The following is an 18,424-nucleotide window of genomic DNA, read 5'->3' as shown; positions in this document are numbered from 1 at the left end:
AATATAATGTTAGACAAAGGATAAGAGACTGTTTCTCAGGAGCTAATCGAGCGCTTCTATACCCTGTCTCTCAATTAAACAAAGGCAAATGCTTGTAGAGCACTTCTATACCTGCTACAAATATCAGCACGGCTGTCAGGCGGCGGATCACCAGTGGGTTGAACCTGGCGATGGCGATGCGCGAGCCCAGTTGTCCGCCAGCCAGCACGGCTATACCTAGCCAGAGTATACGGCTAAAATCAATAGTGGCCGGGAGTTGTGTCAGTTGCCCCGCTATACCTGAAACAGAATTCACGAGGATAAACAAACTGGCTGTGGCAGCAATACGCTTCGTACTATCCCACTTCATCAGGTTAAGCAGGGGAGCCAGAAAGATGCCGCCGCCAATGCCGACCATACCAGAGAGCAACCCCAGGCTGCCGCCCAATAGGCCGTCGCGGGTATAGCGAGGAGGTGTAGCAAGTGTTTCTTCTCCCTTTCCGGCCATGCGGTTCTGCATCCAAAGCAGTACCGCTGCCGCCAGCAGACTGCAGCCCAGCAACACGAAAAACGTGTCCTGTTGCAGCCGAAGACTCGCTCCGAGAAAGGCCATCGGAACGCTGACCAGCACAAGCGGGATGATCTTCTTCCAGTTGACCTGTCCGTGCCGGATGAAGAGTACTGTGCCACCCGTCACCACAACCACATTGCAGAGCAGGGCGATCAGGCGAATCTCCTGGAAAGCCAGCGGGTACAGCGCCAGCACGGCCAGGTAACTTGAACCTCCACCAAAGCCTACCGAGGCATACACAAAGGCAATCACAAAAAAGAAGAACAGTAATTCCCAGTGTTGCATGCTTTGCTGCGGGCTTATTTTTTACGCTCCGCTTTTACCTGGGCAGGTGTAACAGGCTTTGCTTTGTTGCCCCAGTTGTTCTGTATGTAGTTGAGTACATCGGCTACTTCCTGATCGGATAGGTAGTCGTAGGCCGGCATAGCCATGTTGTAAGTGTCACCGTTAACCGTAATTTCGCCGCTCAAGCCGTGCAGCACCGTACGGATCGCGCGCTTCTGGTCTTTCATCAGGTAATCGGACTTGGCCAGTGGCGGGAAAGTGGAGGGTATACCTTCACCTTCGGCCATGTGGCAACTTTCGCAATTCGCGGCATATACCTTCTGGCCTCGTGTCAGGCTCTCTTTCAGGGTGTCATTTGGTTTGACAGTGACTGGTGCGTTGCCGGATGAATCAACAGACAACATACCGGTAGTCAGCAAAAGTGCTGTCAGTAAGCTTTTGATCATGTTTTTCTGGTTAGAGGGACTAATATAAGCATTATTCGCTTGTTGTGCATTAACTGTAGCAGGCTGTGCTAGGCATACAGCGAACTTACCAGGTCCTGATACCTTTCAAGAATGACCCGGCGCTTGAGTTTGAGGGTTGGGGTGAGCTCCCCGTTTTCGATGGACCACTCACCAGGTATAAGTGCGAATTTTTTGACCTGCTCCACCGGATTGAACTCCAGGTTGTACTGGTTCACGGCTTGTTTGATCAGCGTCCATACCTCCTTGTCCTCCAGCACTGCCTGATTGCCCGGATATGATTTGCCCTGGGTGTCGTACCACTCCCGCAGCTTGTTGAAGGCTGGCACGATCAGAGCACCCACGAACTTCTGCATTTCGCCGACTACCATGATCTGCTCAATCCAGCCGCTTTCCACCATCTTGTTTTCGATCGGCTGCGGGGCCACGTACTTGCCGCCGCTGGTCTTGAATAGCTCTTTCTTGCGATCGGTTATCTTCAGGAATTTGCCATCGATCATGGTGCCGATGTCACCGGTATGCAGCCATCCCTCGTCATCGATCACCTCCGCAGTCAGGTCCGGCCGTTTGTAATAGCCCATCATTACGTTCGGACCTTTGCAGAGAATCTCTCCGTCCTGTGCGATCTTCACTTCCACATTTTTGAGCAGCGGCCCTACCGTACCGAACATGCGGTTTTCTTCGGAGTAACGATTGCCACTAATGATCGGGGAGGCCTCGGTGAGACCGTAACCTTCCTGTATAACAATGCCGGCGGCTGTGAAAATACGGAGCAGGCGTATCTGGCAGGCGGCAGCACCTGTTATGATTGACTTCACTTCGCCGCCCAGTGCCTGTCGCCATTTGCTGAACACCAGCCGGTCGGCAATAGCCAGCTGCAGCCGGTAAGTCAGGGGCATCGGCTTGTTGATCTCAAAACGCTCGGCCAGCTCCAGTGCCCAGAAAAAGATCTTTTTCTTGTTGCCTGTCAGCTCAGAGCCCTTGGCCACAATGCCTTCGTATACCTTCTCCAGCAAACGGGGCACGGTGGTGAAAATAGTAGGCTTCACTTCACGCAGGTTGCCGGCGATGGTCTCCATCCCTTCGGCATAGTAAATGGATACGCCGCAGTAAAAGTAGCAGTAAGTGGCCATGCGCTCAAAAGCATGGTTGAGCGGCAGAAAGCTAATGGCCTTCTCGCGGAACACGCCCACTTCTTCGATGATCAGGGCGCTGTCGAACACATTGCTCAGGATACTGAAGTGGGAGAGCATTACCCCCTTGGGAGTACCCGTAGTGCCGGAGGTATACAGGATGGTGGCCAGTTCGTGTTCGTCTATGGCATCGCGCAGCACCTCCAGCTGTTGCAGGGTATAGGCAGATGGCTCGGTTAGCAGCTCTTTCCATGAGGGAGCATTTCCTACTGGTTTGAAGGTATAGATCGCCTGCAGTTCAGGCAGCGCGTCCTGCATTCCTAAGACTTTCCGGTAAAGCACTTCATTTCCGACAAAGATCATTTTGACGGCGGCATCACGCAGTATAAACTCCAGCTCACTGTTGCTGATGGTGGGGTAGATGGGAACCGAAATAGCACCAATCTGCTGAATACCCATGTCCACCAGCATCCACTCCGGGCAGTTCGGACTGATAATGGCCACCTTGTCACGACCTTCCGGGGTGCCGTCGTTTCTGCTGATGCCCGCGCTGAGCAGGGATGCACTGATGCGGTTGACAAGGTCTTTTACCTCGCGGGTGCTGTAGGTGCGCCACTGGCCGTCTTCTTTTGAGGCCAGCATATCGTCCAGCGGAAACTGCTGCAATTGCCAGTCGATGCAGTCAAAAAGGCGTGAGGGCCTGACCTGCTGTGTGTTATTCGTGCTGTTTTTCAAAACGTGTTGCTTGTGTAGATGCCTATTAGCAATACTGCGAACAGGCTTTCAGTGTTGCTCATCTGAGTCGGCAAGGTTCTATTCCCACCAATTGCTGCGGGGGGCTTTCCGGCCCAGTATGATCGGCTGCCCGATGCGCGGAGTGGTCATCGCTATACCTTGTGCCCTGGCTGCTCTGGTCACACGCTCAATGGGGTCCGTCCAGGAATGCAGGGCCAGTGCGAAGGCGCCCCAGTGGATGGGCATCATCAGTTTGCCTTTGAGATCCAGGTGTGCCTGCACGGTTTGCTCCGGCATCATGTGGATGCTGGACCAGAGCTCGTTGTACTGTCCGCACTCCAGCAGCGTAATATCGAAGGGACCATACTTTTCGCCGATCTCCTTAAACCCGTCGAAGTAACCCGTATCACCGCTGAAGAAGATGCGGTCGTCTTTCCCAACGATCACCCAGGAGGCCCAGAGGGTTTTCATGCGGTCAGAGAAACCACGACCGGAAAAGTGCCGGGCCGGGGTGGCGACAAATCTTATACCTGCCATTTCGGCCTCGTCCCACCAGTCCAACTCGGTGATTTTTTCGGCGGGCACACCCCAGCGCTCCAGGTGGGCTCCCACGCCAAGTGTCACATAAAAGTGCCCGGTCTTATCGGCCAGCTGTTTAATAGAGCCGTAGTCCAGGTGGTCATAATGGTCGTGCGAGATCAGGATGGCATCGATATAGGGCAGGTCTTCGACAGGTATAGGCAGCTCCTCATTGAAGCGCTTTGGCCCCATAAAACTGACTGGGGAAGCCCGCTCACCCAGCATTGGATCGACGAGCAGCCGCTTGCCATCAAGCTCGATCAGAAAAGCGGAGTGTCCGAACCAGGTGATGACAGTGGCCGTGTCCTGCACCTTTTCCAGGCGCTCGGGCGCTATCTTGTCAACGGGCAGGTACCAGTCCGGCTCCTGGTTTTCTACCTCGTCAAAAAAACGTGAGCGGATCATCTTCACATAGCCTTTGAAGCCGATGTCCATGTTGGTTTCAACAGGATTATGGAAAACACCATCGCGGTAGTGAGGAGAGGCCTGCATGGTCTGTAATCGCTTGCCTTTGGCCTCAGCACCAAACTGGGGAGAGAGCTGCATGAAGCTACAACTGGCAACGCCGACAAGCAGCAAAAGAAAAAGGAAGGTATAGCTGATGATCCGTTTTAGCGTCATGGGTCAAAATTACGAATTCTTCTGATGCAGCAGGGGGATTGGACAGCAAAAAGCCCTGCTTGCGTCTGACCATTCAGGCTTAGCAAGCAGGGCTTTCATATGTATCCGGTAAAATCCGGTATGCTGTTGTCCTAGTTAAAGGAAAGCTGCGTCACGCCCAGGTGGCCCAGGTGCGTGGCCAGGGCCATGAAGATAGAAGAGATCACCACCCCCAGGCTGATCGCCATGAATGCTTTCTTGCGCTCGATCTTGAAAATGTTGGCCGCGATGGTACCCATGTAAGCCCCGGTGCCAGGAAGCGGGATCATCACAAAAACCATCAGTCCCCAGAAACCATGTTTTTTCACATTGTCGCCAGCGATCTTCTTAGCCCGCTTCGACAGAAATATCACGCCTTTCTTATAGGCTTTGAATGGCCAGAACTTCTGACTAAACGTATCGATCAGCCACATGAACAGTGGAAACACCAGGGTATTGGCCACCGTGCCGATCAGAAAGGCTAGTATAAAGTGAACGTTGTTCAGAATGGCGTAAGGTATGCCTGCCCGCGCTTCACCGAAAGGGGAGATACTCAAAAGAAAGGTATAAAGAAGCGTTTCAAACATAGTGTTCTTAAAAAATAAGCTAAGCTACTATTTTAAAGTCTGCAAATATAACGTCAAAATCGGTGGTTATACATCAGAACCTGCTGCTGTAACTGAAAATAATTTATCCGCCTCTTTTTCAGGCGTTTCAGTTGACCAGCCGGTGCACCTGTAACAGCATCACTTTCAATATAATTCAACGTGTTTTAGTAGTTTTTTGATATAGTGATTTACTAATTATAAATATAATATCAGATATATTTCACAGCCGGTCTAACTAAATTTACCTATATAGGCTCTTAGGTAATGTTTTAAACAAAATTTAGCTGGACAGGCCAGGAGCTGTGTTAAGCCTTAATGCCTGTTTAAGTTGAACTATTCTAATTTGCGGCATTTGGGCAAACCAAGTGTCTTCAATATAAAAACAAAAACAGGTGCAAAAGTTCTGACCTTTGCACCTGTTTTTGAAGCTTTTATGTACAGCCTATATCTGACGTAGGCTGGAAATCGCCGTTTATACCGGTCGATGTGGCGGAAGCGGGTTTGCGTTTACTTCTTCCACTATCTCCACGACCTCTACCATCTCTGGTCTGGTATTCTCCTGCCTGTAATCGCTATTCCCGTTGTTTGTACGTTTTTTGCCCATCAGAGCCAGGGCGGCGGCACCTGCTGCGGCCACTACAGCGCCTGCCACCACCGGGTTTGTGAGCGCACGGGTATAGAGGCTGGTTGGCATGGTATCTTTGATGCGGCCATGTATGCGACCACCCTCGCCTGGTCTGTACAAAGCGCCATCGTGGTGCTGTGCCGGTTCATCGAGTAGCTGCATGTCGGTCATAAGAAGTTCGTTCGAAGTATCCATCAGCCCCGGTGCGATCTTGTTGGTAAGGCTCATGAGCTTGCCGCCTCCGCCTACCATCATGTCGCGTTTCTGGTGAGTAGCAGCATAAAGTATGGCATTGGCCACTTCTTCCGGCTCGTATACCGGTGGCGGCAGGGTCAGCTTGTGGTCGGTGTAGTTCTTGGCATGATCCGGGTAAGGCGTGTTGATAGCGGCTGGCTTGATCAGCGTAACCGATACGGGAGCCCCTTCCTCTTCCAGCTCTATGCGCAGGGAATCAGTAAAGCCCTTCACAGCGTGCTTGGTGGCACTATACATACCCTGCATCGGTATACCCATGTCGGATAGCACACTGCCAATGTTGATGATGGCCCCACCCCGGTTGCGCAGGTGCATGGCGGCCATTTGAGAGCCATACACTACTCCCCAGAAGTTGGTATCGAAGAGGCGGCGGTTGTCTTCGTCGCTCACCTCCAGCAGGCGTCCGTAAATAGAAACGCCGGCATTGTTCACCCAGGTATCAAAGCCACCAAAATGCGACATGGCCATATCGGCGATGCGCTGCACATCTTGCTGACGGGCAACGTCTGCCCCAATCGCAATGGCCTCGCCGCCCTTGTCATTTATTTCCTGTGCTATATCATACAGCACTTGCTCGTTGCGGGCCGCCAGCACCAGGCGTGCTCCTTTTTCGGCTGCGGCAAAGGCTGTGCAAAGCCCGATACCGCTCGATGCCCCTGTAATCACGATTACCTGGTCTTTCAATGGTTTAAGTTTGATCTTCATAGTTCATCAGTTGTTTTGTCGGAAAATAGATTATACCTTAATAAGGTACGCACATCTGGACTTGCAGTTAGGGAATAGCTGCTTCAGGCATAAGGCTTTCACGAAGTTTTATACCTGATTCGGTTAGAAGGCTATAAAAGAAGGGTTAAGCAGATTGGGCTTGTTGTATTGCAACTCCGATTGCAGGCTTATTCCGTAGATGCCCCGGTTCAGAGCCCGCAGAATGGCGTGGGCGGCGGCAGTGTCCCACTCAGCAGTAGGAGCGAAGCGGGGGTAGAGGTCGGCCTTGTTTTCGGCCAGCAGCATAAACTTGAGCGAACTGCCCATAGTGGTGAGCTGCGGGCTGCTGAAACGGCTTATGAACTCCTCCGTCTCGGTTGTCATGTGAGTTCTGGAAGCAATGAGGGTAATCTCCGGTTGCGCGAGCAACTCTTCCAGGCTTTTTCGTTCTGCCAGGGCCTTTAGCTCTGATGTTCCTTCAGTGCCCTCCTTGAAGACACCTGTTTCCTGAGAGCCATAGTACAATGTTTTTAGCACCGGAGCCAGCACCACGCCCGCTACAGGTATAGACTGGTGCATCAGGGCAATGTTCACCGTGAACTCCCCGTTCCTTTTCAGAAACTCCTTTGTGCCGTCAAGCGGGTCCACGAGCCAGTACCAGGTCCATTCCCTGCGCTTTTCGTAGTCATCGTGCCTGCCTTCTTCTGAAAGGATGGGCAGCTTTGTGGAGCTGAGGTGGCGGAAGATGATCTGGTGCGCAGCCTGGTCGGCAAGGGTGAGGGGAGAGGCATCTACCTTGGCTGTTGCTCCGAAGTTGCCCGAGGTATAGATCTGCATGATGGCCGGTCCTGCCTCCAGGGCTGCAGCCCTGGCTACTTCCAGCAGGTTCTCAATTGGTGTTAGTGCGTCGGGTATGTTTTTCTCCATAGCCATTCCTTACAAAGCAGTTGCAACCGCCCTGGGATCAGCCTTCAGCTCCAGCAGTGGCTCCACGTGCAGTATCAGTTGGTGCAGCGATTCGTCTATGGATTCCTGGTCGGTGCGGAGCTCTACATCCGGTGCTGCAGGTACTTCATAGGGAGCGCTTATACCTGTGAAATTCCGGATCACACCGCTTCTGGCTTTCCGGTACAGGCCTTTGGTGTCCCGCTCCTCACAAACCTGCAGCGAGCAGTTGACATATACCTCTGTGAAGCGCTCAGGACCTACTTTCTGTTTTACGAAGCTCCTTTCCCCGGCATAGGGCGAGATGAAGGCACAGACCACAACCAGTCCTGCATCCAGCATGATATTGGCTACTTCGCCCACTCGCCGGATGTTCTCCTTCCGGTCGCATTCTGAAAAACCGAGATCGCTGTTGAGGCCGTGGCGCACGTTGTCGCCGTCGAGCAGGTATACCTTGTAGCCCTGGTGAAAGAGGTAGCTCTCGAGACGGAGGGCCAGGGTGCTTTTGCCGGAGCCGGAGAGGCCGGTGAACCAGATCAGGCGCGGCTCCTGCGCCATCAGCTCCTTGCGCTGTGCCTGGCTGATCCTGGACTGAAAAGGGTAAATGTGCTGCATGTGTTTCGGTATGAGTATCAGGCAGCTCCAGGCTGCTACTGATGCTCTTTTACCACAAAAGTGCGGAATGAGTTATCCTGCCATCATTAGCACCTGTTTCGGTACCTGCACGTATAGGGACCCAAACACAAAACAACCTGCCATACCTATGAAAATACTGCAAGGCGGTGCACCCAAGTGCGGCAACTTCTGGCTCTACCAGATCCTGCAGCAGCTACTCCAAAAAGCCGGCACCGACACGACCAGCTTCATCCAGACTCAGCCTGTTTACGAACTGGCCAAAACGTGGGACCTGAACTACCCCAGCCAGGCCAGCATCGACGTGCTGGATGTGACGGACCTGCAGTACAGCTACCGCATCAGCAGCATTTTCCGGATGCCGGTGGAGGATATCGAAAGGTATGTGGCGCAGACCAACCACGTCTGGACGCACTCGCCCATCTGCAAGCGCAGTGACGAACTACTTAGTCTCTTCGATAAGAAGGTATACATCCTGCGCGACCCCCGCGATCGGTCCATTTCTGCTGCCAAATACTATACCTCCGATTACATGCTCAAGTACTACCCGCAGGAGGAAAAGGATCCGAAACGCTATCTGGCAAAACACTTCGATGCACTGATGCTGGAGTGGGTGTGGCATGTATATGACCACCTTCGCCTGAGCCGGCAGCACCACATTCACATCGCCTTTTACGAGGGCTTTTTGCTGGATTTTCAGCAGGAACTGGGCCGCCTGCTCGACTACCTGGGTATAGGCTTAAGCCAACAGGAGCGGGAGGAGCTGCAAGAGGCCATGAGTTTTTCTACGCTGAAGAAGATCAACCCGAAGCACCTCAAAAAAGGACAGTCCGGCTACTGGATGGACCAACTGACAGTGGAGCAGGTAGAGCGGGCAGGAGTCATTGCCGGTCCGCTGATCCGCTTCCTGGGCTACCCCAGCAGCACAGGTGAAACGATGTCTTACTGCACGGAGCCGCCCCACCAGGACTTTGAACTGCTGAAGGAGGAGATCATCGCATCGCAGCAGGCCCTCTATCAGCTATAGCGGCTTACCAGACGCCCAGCTGCCGCCCGATGGTCTTGAGTTGGCCGATGTGGTAGCCGGTGTGGTGCAGTGCCGTCATGGCGGCCCAGGCAAGGGTTTTGCCGTTTGGCTGCACCTGGTACAGCTCTTTTTCCAGATCCTGCACCAAAGAGATCATCTCCTCCAGGTCACGTTCATAGGCGTCGATGGCACTGTTCCACTCCGTTTCGCTTTGCGGTACGTGGTTCTCCGGCCAGTGGGCTTCCGGCCACACGTCAATGGCTAGATCGGTTGGATTTTTCATGAAGCTGAGCAGGATGTTGTGGCGTGCCTGGATATGCCCCAGCAGGATCCAGGCAGAGAAATGCAACCCGTCGAGGATGATACCGGCCTTGTCGAAGTGAAACTCCCGCAGCAGGATGACATTGGGTGCGAATCCGCCTCTAAGCAATTCGGTCAAATGTTCCCTGATCGTGCTGTCTGTCTGCTGGTCAGTAAAGGTTGCCATACCTGGTTCTGTTTTGGTTTTCTGGGAGGAGAAACGGCAGTGGCGGGTTTTGGTTGACAAGGCAGGTTTGAAATTAAATGGCTACTATTGTGGTTATACAGCAGGACCATACCTGTGAGATAAAAAAATGACTGAAGAAGAGTTCGACGCCACGTTCACCTATACCTTAGACATGCTGCTGGCTGCCATGGCTGAGGAGTCCGAGATTGATCCTGAAAAATTTTTCAGCATGGCCTGTGTACTGGAAAACCTGCGTTTTTTCAGCCCTGTGCTGTATGGGGCGATCCGGAAAAAGCCGGAGTAAGGAACAGTCTTGTTTTGAATGTTGCAACGCCAGGCCGCAACATAGCGTATGCGGAATATAAATTAACACTCGCCTATGTTTTTGTCTTATGTGTTCCAGGACTGGAACGTCAACAAAGGAAACCTGAAAGGGCGCCTGGTGATGGTACTTTTCCGACTGGCCCGCCCTGCTTCTATCAACACTTTTTTCCGCATTATCTGGCTACCCTACCTGGCCTTCTACAAGTTTTTTGTCGAATGGGTACTAGGTATAGAACTACCGCACTGGACCACTGTGGGTAAGAATTTTTTCCTGGGCCACGGACAGGCCCTGGTGGTGAACGGCTGTTCTGTGATCGGTGAGAACTGCTTTTTCCGCCATTCCACTACCTTGGGAAATATACGCCGCGAAGACGGCAGTTATACCGGTTCTCCTATTATCGGTAACAACGTGGAGCTAGGCGCAAACGTGTGCATTATTGGGGAGGTGCGTGTCGGGAACAATGTGCGCATTGGTGCGGGTTCTGTCGTAGTAAAAGACATACCTGATAACTGCGTAGCAGTAGGTAATCCGGCCCGCGTCATCAGGCGTCTTGACCAGCCCGCCATGCCCAATGAAGTAAATAGTAACCTGCAGCCGCAGGAGGCATAGCCCGGTCTTTCTTACCCCTTCGATAGACCCTGATTAATTTTTTTTCATATATTGGCTAAACACCAGCAGTTTTACCCAAAAAGGCTGAAGACTCTCATACCTACTCACCTTACCTAAGCAGCTTTTTTAGATGGACATAAACTTAAAACCAGTTACTGCTCCCACAGCAGGTATAGACACCAGCGGCGAGGAGCAGTACCGGATTCTGATTGACAGCATTACAGACTATGCCATTTTTCTGCTCAACCCGGAAGGCTATATCATCACCTGGAATAGCGGGGCGAAGCAGATAAAAGGCTATGATGCTGAAGAAATCATCGGGAAGCATTTTTCGATCTTTTACACACAAAAGGATATTGCCGAAAACCACCCGGCACATGAGCTGAGCAAAGCCATTGCGAATGGCAAGTACGCAGAGGAAGGCTGGCGCGTAAAAAAGGACGGTTCCGCCTTCTGGGCGAATGTGGTCATCACTCCTGTGTATGACAAAAACCAGCAGCTGATCGCCTTCTCTAAGATCACCCGCGACCTGTCAGAGCGCAAGAAGGCCGAAGATGATCTGTACCGCGCCTTTGAGGAGCTGAAGGAGAGCGAAGAACGCTTTCGTTTGCTCATAGAAGGGGTAACAGACTATGCCATCTTCATGCTGGACCCGGGGGGCAACGTAGCTACCTGGAATCATGGTGCCCGCCGCATGAATGGCTATGAAGCGCACGAGATCATCGGAAAGTACTTTTCCAGGTTCTATAGCCAGGAGCAGGTAGAGGAAGGGTTTCCGGATTATGAACTCAGGCAGGCAAAAGAGCACGGCAGATTTGAGGACAACGGCTGGCGCTACAGGAAAGACGGTACTACCTTTTGGGCAAACACGGTGATCACCGCCATTTTCAATGAAAAGAAAGATCTGATCGGCTTTTCAAAAATAACCCGCGACCTCACCGAAAAACTGAAAATGGAGCAACAGCTTTTCCGTGTGAATGAAGAGCTGCGGGAGAGTGAAGAAAAAAGCCGTCTGCTGATTGATGGTGTAAAAGACTATGCCATTCTGATGCTGAACCCGGAAGGGATTGTGATGAGTTGGAATGAAGGAGCCGAGCGCATCAAGGGCTACCAGGCAAAAGAGATCATCGGCCGACATTTCTCCACTTTTTACGATCGGGAGTCTATCTCAAAAGGCTTTCCGCAGTACGAGCTCAGGAAAGCGCAGGAGATGGGTCGCTTTGAAGACGAGGGCTGGCGCATTCGCAAGGATGGCACCGCTTTTTGGGCGAATGTGGTGATCACCCCAATTTACAACAGCAAAAAGCGCCTGCTGGGGTATTCCAAAGTAACCCGTGACCTGACTGAGCGCCGCCGCAACGAAGAGCTGATGCACAAGAATAGTGAGCTGATCAAGATCAACAACGAGCTTGATAATTTTGTTTACGCGGCCTCCCACGACCTGAAAGCACCGATCACCAACCTCGAAGGCCTGCTGCAGGCGCTGGAGGAAGACCTGGGGGAGGACTTTCAAAAACACGAGGTACTGTTAAAACACATGAGTGGCGCACTCGGCACACTCAAAAACGTGATCGCAGACTTGTCTGACGTCACGAAACTGAAGCACGAGCAGGAGGCGCCGGAAGACGTGCAGATCCGGGATATGCTGGAAGACATCAAGATCAGTCTGCAGCCTTACATCGAACACACCGGAGCAGTTGTGCAGTGTACGAACATGGCCTTTGACACCTTGCGCTACTCCCGCAAAAACCTTCGGAGCATCCTGTTCAACCTGGTTTCCAATGCCATCAAGTACTCGGACCCTGATCGAAAACCGGTTGTCAAAATCAGTACAGCCATAACCGAAAACGGGGTATACGAACTTTCGGTACAGGATAATGGCCTGGGACTGGCCCCAAGTCAGGTTGGTAAGATTTTCTCCTTGTTTAAGCGCGCACATGACCATGTGGAGGGCTCAGGTATAGGGCTATACCTGGTGAAGCGCATCCTCGACAACTCCGGCGACAGCATTGCAGTGGAAAGTGAGGAAGGAGTAGGTTCCAGGTTTATGGTCCGCTTCCATAAGGCAAAAGAATGATGGCCGTACCTCAAATTTCTCACCTTACAAAAGCAGGCAGGGTAGCATGTTATAGCGTAGCGCCTGGAACTGTGTGTACTATTATTTCATAACATAGTCTATACACATGCGTAATCAGTGTTAATTTTAAAAAAAGTACCGCATGCAGAATAGCATAGTTTCCGCTCAGGAGTTCCAGCCTGGTCACACCATCCCGTATCAGCAATTACTGGAAGCTCAGAGTGGGTTGATCCTGCTCATATCTCCTGCCCTGACGGTGATGGGCGCCTCGGAAGCATACTTGCAGGAAGCTTTTGTGGTCCGTGAGCACATCATGGGCAAGCATATCTTTGAGGTTTTCCCTGACAACCCGAATACTCCTGCAGTCTCTCCCTCGACTACGCTACAGGAATCTATTGAAAGGGCGATTGCAACCCGCAAGGCCGATAAAATAGAAGTCATCCAGTACGATATCCAAAATCCGCACAAGCCTGGCGAGTTTATAGAACGCTTCTGGAGCGCTTCCAATACTCCCATTTACAACAACCAGAACGAACTGGTGTGTATCCTGCATGAGACGAAAAACATCTCAGACGAGTTAAGAACAAAGGCGCAGCTGCAGGAGAGCCGTGAAAAAGAACAGCATGCATTGGCGCAGGCTGAGCAGCAGCGCCTGCGCATGGAGCGCTTTTTTGATCAGGCACCAGCGGCCTGCGCCATGCTAGAAGGGCCAACGTTTATCTATCGGGTGATCAATACGGCCTATCAACAGCTTTTCCCCGGTCGCCAGATGCTGAACCTGCCGCTGTTTGATGCCTTGCCGGAACTCAGAGACCAGGCAGTATATGATATCATTCATGAGGTATACAGAAGCGGAGTGACCTATGAGGGAAAAGAATTACTGATCCCGGTGGCCCGCTACGCCGGACAGCCAGCCGAGGACATCTACTGGAACTTCATTTACCAGGCCCTACTGGATGCAGAGGGTAATGTGAACGGTATTCTGATTTTTGCATTGGATGTAACAGATTTTGTGGTTGCGCGTCAGCAGGTGGAGTCGAGTGCCGCGTCGTTGCATACCATGAACCTCGGGCTGGAGGAGGTGATAAAACGCCGCACCTTTGAGCTGGAACAAGCACAGGCGGAGGCGGAGCGGCAGAGCAAGCGACTGAGGAGTCTGTTCATGGAGGCGCCAGCCCCTATCTGCATTTTGAACGGCCCTGATCTGGTGTATGAGCTGGTGAATCCGGCTTATGCTGCCTTATTCCCTGATCGGGAGCTGTACGGTAAGCCTATCCTGGAAGCCCTGCCTGAGATTGAAAACAATCCGGTGTACAAATCTTTTCGATATGTCTATGAAACGGGTCGCAGTCATGAAGAGAAAGAAATGTATATTCCGTTTTTGCTACCGGACGGCATGATGGAAGACCGCTATTTCCGCTACATCCAACAGGCCCGCTACAACGAACAAAACCAGATTGACGGTGTGGTGGTATTTGCACTGGAGGTGACGGAGCAGGTGCAGGCGCGCAAGACTGTGGAGGCAAGCGAGCAGCGGCTGCAAATGGCTAATAAGGAGTTTGACATCGCCAATCAGCAATTGGTCTACATCAACAAAGACCTCGATAATTTTATCTACACGGCCTCGCATGATTTGAAGGCACCTATTTCCAACATCGAGATGCTGATGAACGAGCTGTTGATCGAACTTCCGCAGGACAGCCTCAGCAGGCAGGAGGTCAAAGGAATACTCGACATGATGCAAGGCTCCGTGTCCCGTTTCAAGAAAACAATTGCCAGTCTCACAGATATCTCCAAGCTGCAGAAAGAGGACCTGAACAAACAAGAGCATGTGCTGGTAGCGGATGTCGTGCGGGAGGTGACACTCGATCTGGCGAACATGATCAACAGTTACGGGGCCAGCATTGAAACAGCTGTAGATGGTTGTTCGACCATGGCCTTTTCAGAGAAGAACCTGCGCAGCATCCTCTACAACCTGCTATCGAACAGTATAAAATACAGTGATCCGGGTCGGAAACCGCATATTAAGGTGAGTTGCGGCTACGAGGACGAATTTCAGGTGCTACACGTGCAGGATAATGGCCTGGGCTTACGGCCTTCGCAGCAAGACAAGCTCTATACCATGTTCAAGCGCTTCCACGACCATGTAGAAGGCTCAGGTGTGGGCTTATACATGGTGAAGAGGATAGTGGAAAATGCCGGCGGCAGAATAGAAGTAAAAAGTGAGGTAGGCGTAGGCACAACTTTCAGCGTATACTTCAGTAAGTAGGTGTGGCAGCGGCCTGGGCATGGCCATCGGGAAGAGGCGAGCGTTTCATACCAGGTATAGGATTATATTAAATGCACACGAATGCTGGATCTTGTCATTGAAGCCCGCAAAGCTTCGCTCGCTCCCGGAATGGACGTGCGACGCATTCTGCCGTTTCGGCTGCGCCGCATGGTCGGCCCCTTTATCTTCATGGATCATGCCGGGCCCGTAGACCTGCAGCCACCCCTTAGCCACGACATGGATGTGCTGCCACACCCGCACATTGGCCTGTCTACTGTCAGCTATTTGTTCGGCGGACAGGTCACCCACCGCGATAGCCTGGGCGTGGAGCAGGTCATCAGGCCGGGGGAGGTGAACTGGATGACAGCCGGCAGCGGTATTGCGCACTCCGAACGCTTCGAAGACCCTGCCACCCTGGCAGGCGGGGAGCTGGAAATGATACAGACCTGGGTAGCGCTGCCTGAGAAGGATGAGGAGTCCGCCCCTTCGTTTGAGAACTACAAACCCGAACAACTTCCCATTTTTACAGAAACCGGCGTGTGGATGCGCCTGATCGCCGGCGATGCTTACGGGCTGCGCAACGGCGTGAAAACCCATTCGCCACTGTTTTATCTGCATGTCGTGCTGGAAAAAGGCGCACGCTTTGGTTTGCCAAAAGAGCACTCGGAACGGGGTGTTTATGTGGCCAAAGGCAGTATAGAAGTCGCGCACAGAACCTATACCGTAGGGCAGATGCTGGTTTTTAACAAAGGGGCTGATCCTATGATCGTGGCAAAAGAACCCACTACATTGATGCTGCTTGGCGGAGAGCCGGTGGGCGAACGCTATATCTGGTGGAATTTTGTGTCGTCGCGCAAGGAACGGATAGAGCAGGCGAAAGCCGACTGGAAAGAAGGGCGCATCCTGCTGCCACCCACTGATAACCTGGAGTACGTTCCACTTCCTGCCGACCGGTCCAAACCTGTCGGTGGACCCTCGCCGCAGGCGCTGTCTTAAGGTATAGCTCTTACTTATTCGAAGCCCTGAATTGCTCGGGGGTGCAGCCTACGTGCTTTTTGAAAAATCGGAAGAAATAGGTATTATCAAAATACCCAAGCTCCGCAGCGATTTGAGAACTCGTCAGGTCAGCGTGCACCAGGAGCCGCTGCGCTTCCAGCAACGTTCTGTCCTGTATCAGTTCTTTTGTGGTTTTGTTCAGGGCATTCCGGCAAACGTCGTTCAGGTGCTTGGGCGTCACATGCAGGCGTTCTGCATAAAAAGACACAGGCTGGTGCTCCTTATAGTGCAGGTCGATCAGCCGCTCCAGCTGCTGCAGCAGGGCGAGGTCTTTTGCAAAAGCCCCTTTCACAGCCTCACCCGGTCTGAAAATCCGGGTCAGCTCGATCAGCAGTATGTCCAGATACCTGCTCAGGGCTACATCACGCATCATTCCGTTTTGCCTGTACTCCTGTTGTAGCAGTTGCAGGATGGGCATCAGGGTGTTTTCATGAGTCTGGCTAATCTGGAGCACTGGGTTGTAGAGCAAGGCATTGAAAAACGGAAATTCGAACGGCATCCTGTGCGGGTACTCCTTGGCATAAAATTCCTGCGAAAAGAAGATGATCAGGCCATCGGCATCACTCGAGAGCTCCCAACTGTGCACTTGTCCGGGCGTCAGAAAGAACACGTTGCCGGGCTGCACGTCATAGGTCTTAAAGTCGATGGTATGTATACCCTGGCCCTGCGTGATAAACAGGATGATGTAGAAGTCGTGCTTGTGAGGTTTGCGGATGAACAGGTGCTCCTGCAGGTGGGCGGAAAAAGAACTGATGTAGAAGTACCTGTCTTTGCGGGACTGGGCTTCAAAATCCTGTATCTGGTAAATGGGAAGATGTTCTTTTGCCATGGCAGTTTTCGTTCTATGCCCTCGGATGATTCTCTTGATTGAGTGCTGAATGCTCAGCATAAAAGTACAGCATTTCGTCGTTTTTGTGCCGATTCATCAACAGGCTGATGAGCTAAATTTGCTTGGTCATTAGGATACACAACGTCATGAGCGAGAAAAAGTCATTTTTATACAGTGTCGCTACCGCAAAATGCCCGCGCTGCCGGCAGGGGAACATGTTTCCGGAAGGAACCCTGTATAGTCCCAGGTTTGCAGACATGCATGAGAACTGCCCCAGCTGCGGTCAGGTTTTTGAGCCGGAGCCGGGCTATTACTATGGGGCGATGTATGTGAGCTTCGCATTCAATGTGGCTATTTTTCTGGTGTTTCTTTTTGTGATGTACCAGGCAGGAGTGGAGGTAACCATCCCGATGATGATGGCAATGGTCGGAATAACCGTGGTGGGCCTGCTGCCGATTATCTTCCGACTGTCCCGCTCGCTTTGGATCCATATCTTTATCAGGTATGAGGGGCCCAGCACCCAAATCCCAAAAAAGTTGCACACTCACTGATCCGGGAGCAGGAAGCATTCAGCGGAACCGGGGATGATAATACGCCGGACAAGGAACTTGTCTGGCTGAAACGAGACTATACGCTGCACTGGCCCCGATGATGGGCTTTGTAGCCTGCATATAGTAGGTTTAGTTTGATCAGACCGCTCCAGGTATACCTGGTGCGGTCATTTGCTTTAAGGGGGTAGGTATAGAGATGTCGTTCAGTGATAGACGTAAAAAAAAATGGTCTGGGAAAATTAGATAAATGTTTAACTTTCTTTTACCTTTGGACCGAAAAACGATTTTGGTCTAACGTGTATGAATGAGAAGGATGAGCTTGTAAGAAAGGAGATTCTGGACGAGGCCCAAAAACTGTTCAGGCACTTTGGCTGGGCCAAGACCACTATGGAGGACATAGCCAAAGCCGCCGGAAAAGGGAAGAGTACACTTTATTATTACTACAAAAGTAAGGACGAAATCTTTGATGCGGTCCTGACACGCGAAATGGACGAGGTTTTCCGGACGCTGCAGGAGGAAGTGAACAAAGCCCAGACAGCGGAAGACAAACTGAGGACCCTATGTCTTACCCGGTTCAACATCCTCAAAAAGAAAGCGAACCTTTACACTGTAATAAAAGGAGACATAGAGGCGAATATTCCGCGCCTGAGGGATCTGCACAGACGATATGAACTGAGAGAAATAAGTCTGGTCCGGAATATACTCCGGTTTGGCCTCCAGCGGAAAGAGTTTGCCCAGTATGCGGCAGATGATATAGATGCCATCGCATTCGCCATGGTATGCGCTTTTCGGGGACTGGAAGTCGGCTTGCTGGTCGAAAATAACTTTGCCGCTCTGGAAGGCAGGATGGATATCATCAATAATATTTTAATGCGTGGATTGAAAACGTGAATTTTCGATCTGAATAGAGCATTGTCCAAAAATAATCCATAAAATTTAAGGAATTATTGATAATAAATAGTAGTATTAGTAGGTATAAGTAGTTCTATAATTTATGAACCAAGAGAACTGTGTGGTGTGGAATACGCAGTTTAAACC

At 51.7% G+C, this 18,424-nt stretch carries 18 protein-coding genes; 8 read left to right on the top strand and 10 right to left on the bottom strand.

Going from position 1 to position 18,424, the window contains the following annotated elements:
• Window positions 1-70: 70 nt before the first annotated feature.
• From AC5FXQ_RS21075 to cysC, 8 genes are all read right to left on the bottom strand, one after another.
• Window positions 71-835 (bottom strand): sulfite exporter TauE/SafE family protein, encoded by a 765-nt coding sequence (locus tag AC5FXQ_RS21075; RefSeq protein ID WP_493604388.1) that lies wholly within the window; start codon window positions 833-835, stop codon window positions 71-73.
• A 14-nt stretch (window positions 836-849) separates the two neighbouring features.
• Window positions 850-1,281, bottom strand: coding sequence for a c-type cytochrome (locus AC5FXQ_RS21070; protein WP_493604387.1), 432 nt, complete (start codon window positions 1,279-1,281; stop codon window positions 850-852).
• A gap of 68 nt (window positions 1,282-1,349) precedes the next feature.
• Entirely contained in the window at window positions 1,350-3,167 is a 1,818-nt protein-coding gene (locus AC5FXQ_RS21065) for an AMP-dependent synthetase/ligase (protein WP_493604386.1), read from the bottom strand.
• A gap of 78 nt (window positions 3,168-3,245) precedes the next feature.
• Complete coding sequence (locus AC5FXQ_RS21060) at window positions 3,246-4,367, bottom strand: MBL fold metallo-hydrolase (protein ID WP_493604385.1); 1,122 nt, start codon at window positions 4,365-4,367, stop codon at window positions 3,246-3,248.
• Between the two features lie 131 nt (window positions 4,368-4,498).
• A complete protein-coding gene (locus tag AC5FXQ_RS21055) occupies window positions 4,499-4,972 on the bottom strand; it encodes a COG2426 family protein (protein ID WP_076421573.1) in 474 nt (157 codons plus the stop codon).
• A gap of 493 nt (window positions 4,973-5,465) precedes the next feature.
• Entirely contained in the window at window positions 5,466-6,578 is a 1,113-nt protein-coding gene (locus AC5FXQ_RS21050; protein ID WP_493604384.1) for an SDR family oxidoreductase, read from the bottom strand.
• A gap of 123 nt (window positions 6,579-6,701) precedes the next feature.
• Complete coding sequence (gene cysQ, locus AC5FXQ_RS21045) at window positions 6,702-7,505, bottom strand: 3'(2'),5'-bisphosphate nucleotidase CysQ (protein WP_493604383.1); 804 nt, start codon at window positions 7,503-7,505, stop codon at window positions 6,702-6,704.
• A gap of 9 nt (window positions 7,506-7,514) precedes the next feature.
• Complete coding sequence (cysC, locus tag AC5FXQ_RS21040; protein ID WP_493604382.1) at window positions 7,515-8,138, bottom strand: adenylyl-sulfate kinase; 624 nt, start codon at window positions 8,136-8,138, stop codon at window positions 7,515-7,517.
• 148 nt (window positions 8,139-8,286) lie between these two features.
• Between cysC and AC5FXQ_RS21035 the strand changes: the two genes are divergently transcribed.
• The gene (locus AC5FXQ_RS21035) at window positions 8,287-9,183 is read left to right on the top strand and encodes a sulfotransferase domain-containing protein (protein WP_493604381.1); all 897 of its coding nucleotides are present in this window, start codon (window positions 8,287-8,289) and stop codon (window positions 9,181-9,183) included.
• A gap of 4 nt (window positions 9,184-9,187) precedes the next feature.
• On the opposite strand, the gene AC5FXQ_RS21030 is transcribed toward AC5FXQ_RS21035, so the two are convergent.
• A complete protein-coding gene (locus AC5FXQ_RS21030; protein WP_493604380.1) occupies window positions 9,188-9,730 on the bottom strand; it encodes a hypothetical protein in 543 nt (180 codons plus the stop codon).
• Between the two features lie 67 nt (window positions 9,731-9,797).
• Here AC5FXQ_RS21030 and AC5FXQ_RS21025 point away from each other — a divergent pair, with 67 nt between their 5' ends.
• From AC5FXQ_RS21025 to AC5FXQ_RS21005, 5 genes are all read left to right on the top strand, one after another.
• Window positions 9,798-9,974 (top strand): hypothetical protein, encoded by a 177-nt coding sequence (locus AC5FXQ_RS21025; RefSeq protein ID WP_493604379.1) that lies wholly within the window; start codon window positions 9,798-9,800, stop codon window positions 9,972-9,974.
• A gap of 75 nt (window positions 9,975-10,049) precedes the next feature.
• Window positions 10,050-10,604, top strand: a complete 555-nt coding sequence (locus tag AC5FXQ_RS21020) for a serine acetyltransferase (protein ID WP_493604378.1) — start codon at window positions 10,050-10,052, stop codon at window positions 10,602-10,604.
• Between the two features lie 130 nt (window positions 10,605-10,734).
• Window positions 10,735-12,681 (top strand): PAS domain-containing sensor histidine kinase, encoded by a 1,947-nt coding sequence (locus AC5FXQ_RS21015; protein WP_493604377.1) that lies wholly within the window; start codon window positions 10,735-10,737, stop codon window positions 12,679-12,681.
• 142 nt (window positions 12,682-12,823) lie between these two features.
• Entirely contained in the window at window positions 12,824-14,950 is a 2,127-nt protein-coding gene (locus AC5FXQ_RS21010; RefSeq protein WP_493604376.1) for a PAS domain-containing sensor histidine kinase, read from the top strand.
• Between the two features lie 81 nt (window positions 14,951-15,031).
• Window positions 15,032-15,946, top strand: coding sequence for a pirin family protein (locus AC5FXQ_RS21005; protein WP_493604375.1), 915 nt, complete (start codon window positions 15,032-15,034; stop codon window positions 15,944-15,946).
• A 10-nt stretch (window positions 15,947-15,956) separates the two neighbouring features.
• On the opposite strand, the gene AC5FXQ_RS21000 is transcribed toward AC5FXQ_RS21005, so the two are convergent.
• The gene (locus AC5FXQ_RS21000; RefSeq protein ID WP_493604374.1) at window positions 15,957-16,835 is read right to left on the bottom strand and encodes an AraC family transcriptional regulator; all 879 of its coding nucleotides are present in this window, start codon (window positions 16,833-16,835) and stop codon (window positions 15,957-15,959) included.
• Between the two features lie 257 nt (window positions 16,836-17,092).
• Here AC5FXQ_RS21000 and AC5FXQ_RS20995 point away from each other — a divergent pair, with 257 nt between their 5' ends.
• Both AC5FXQ_RS20995 and AC5FXQ_RS20990 read left to right on the top strand, forming a co-directional pair.
• A complete protein-coding gene (locus AC5FXQ_RS20995) occupies window positions 17,093-17,386 on the top strand; it encodes a DUF983 domain-containing protein (RefSeq protein WP_493604373.1) in 294 nt (97 codons plus the stop codon).
• 300 nt (window positions 17,387-17,686) lie between these two features.
• The gene (locus AC5FXQ_RS20990) at window positions 17,687-18,277 is read left to right on the top strand and encodes a TetR/AcrR family transcriptional regulator (protein WP_493604372.1); all 591 of its coding nucleotides are present in this window, start codon (window positions 17,687-17,689) and stop codon (window positions 18,275-18,277) included.
• Window positions 18,278-18,424: the final 147 nt, after the last annotated feature.

It is taken from the genome of Pontibacter sp. LHS1 (assembly GCF_058932855.1).
Note: the sequence above shows the minus strand (reverse complement) of the source record. Positions and strands in the feature narration are given on the sequence as shown.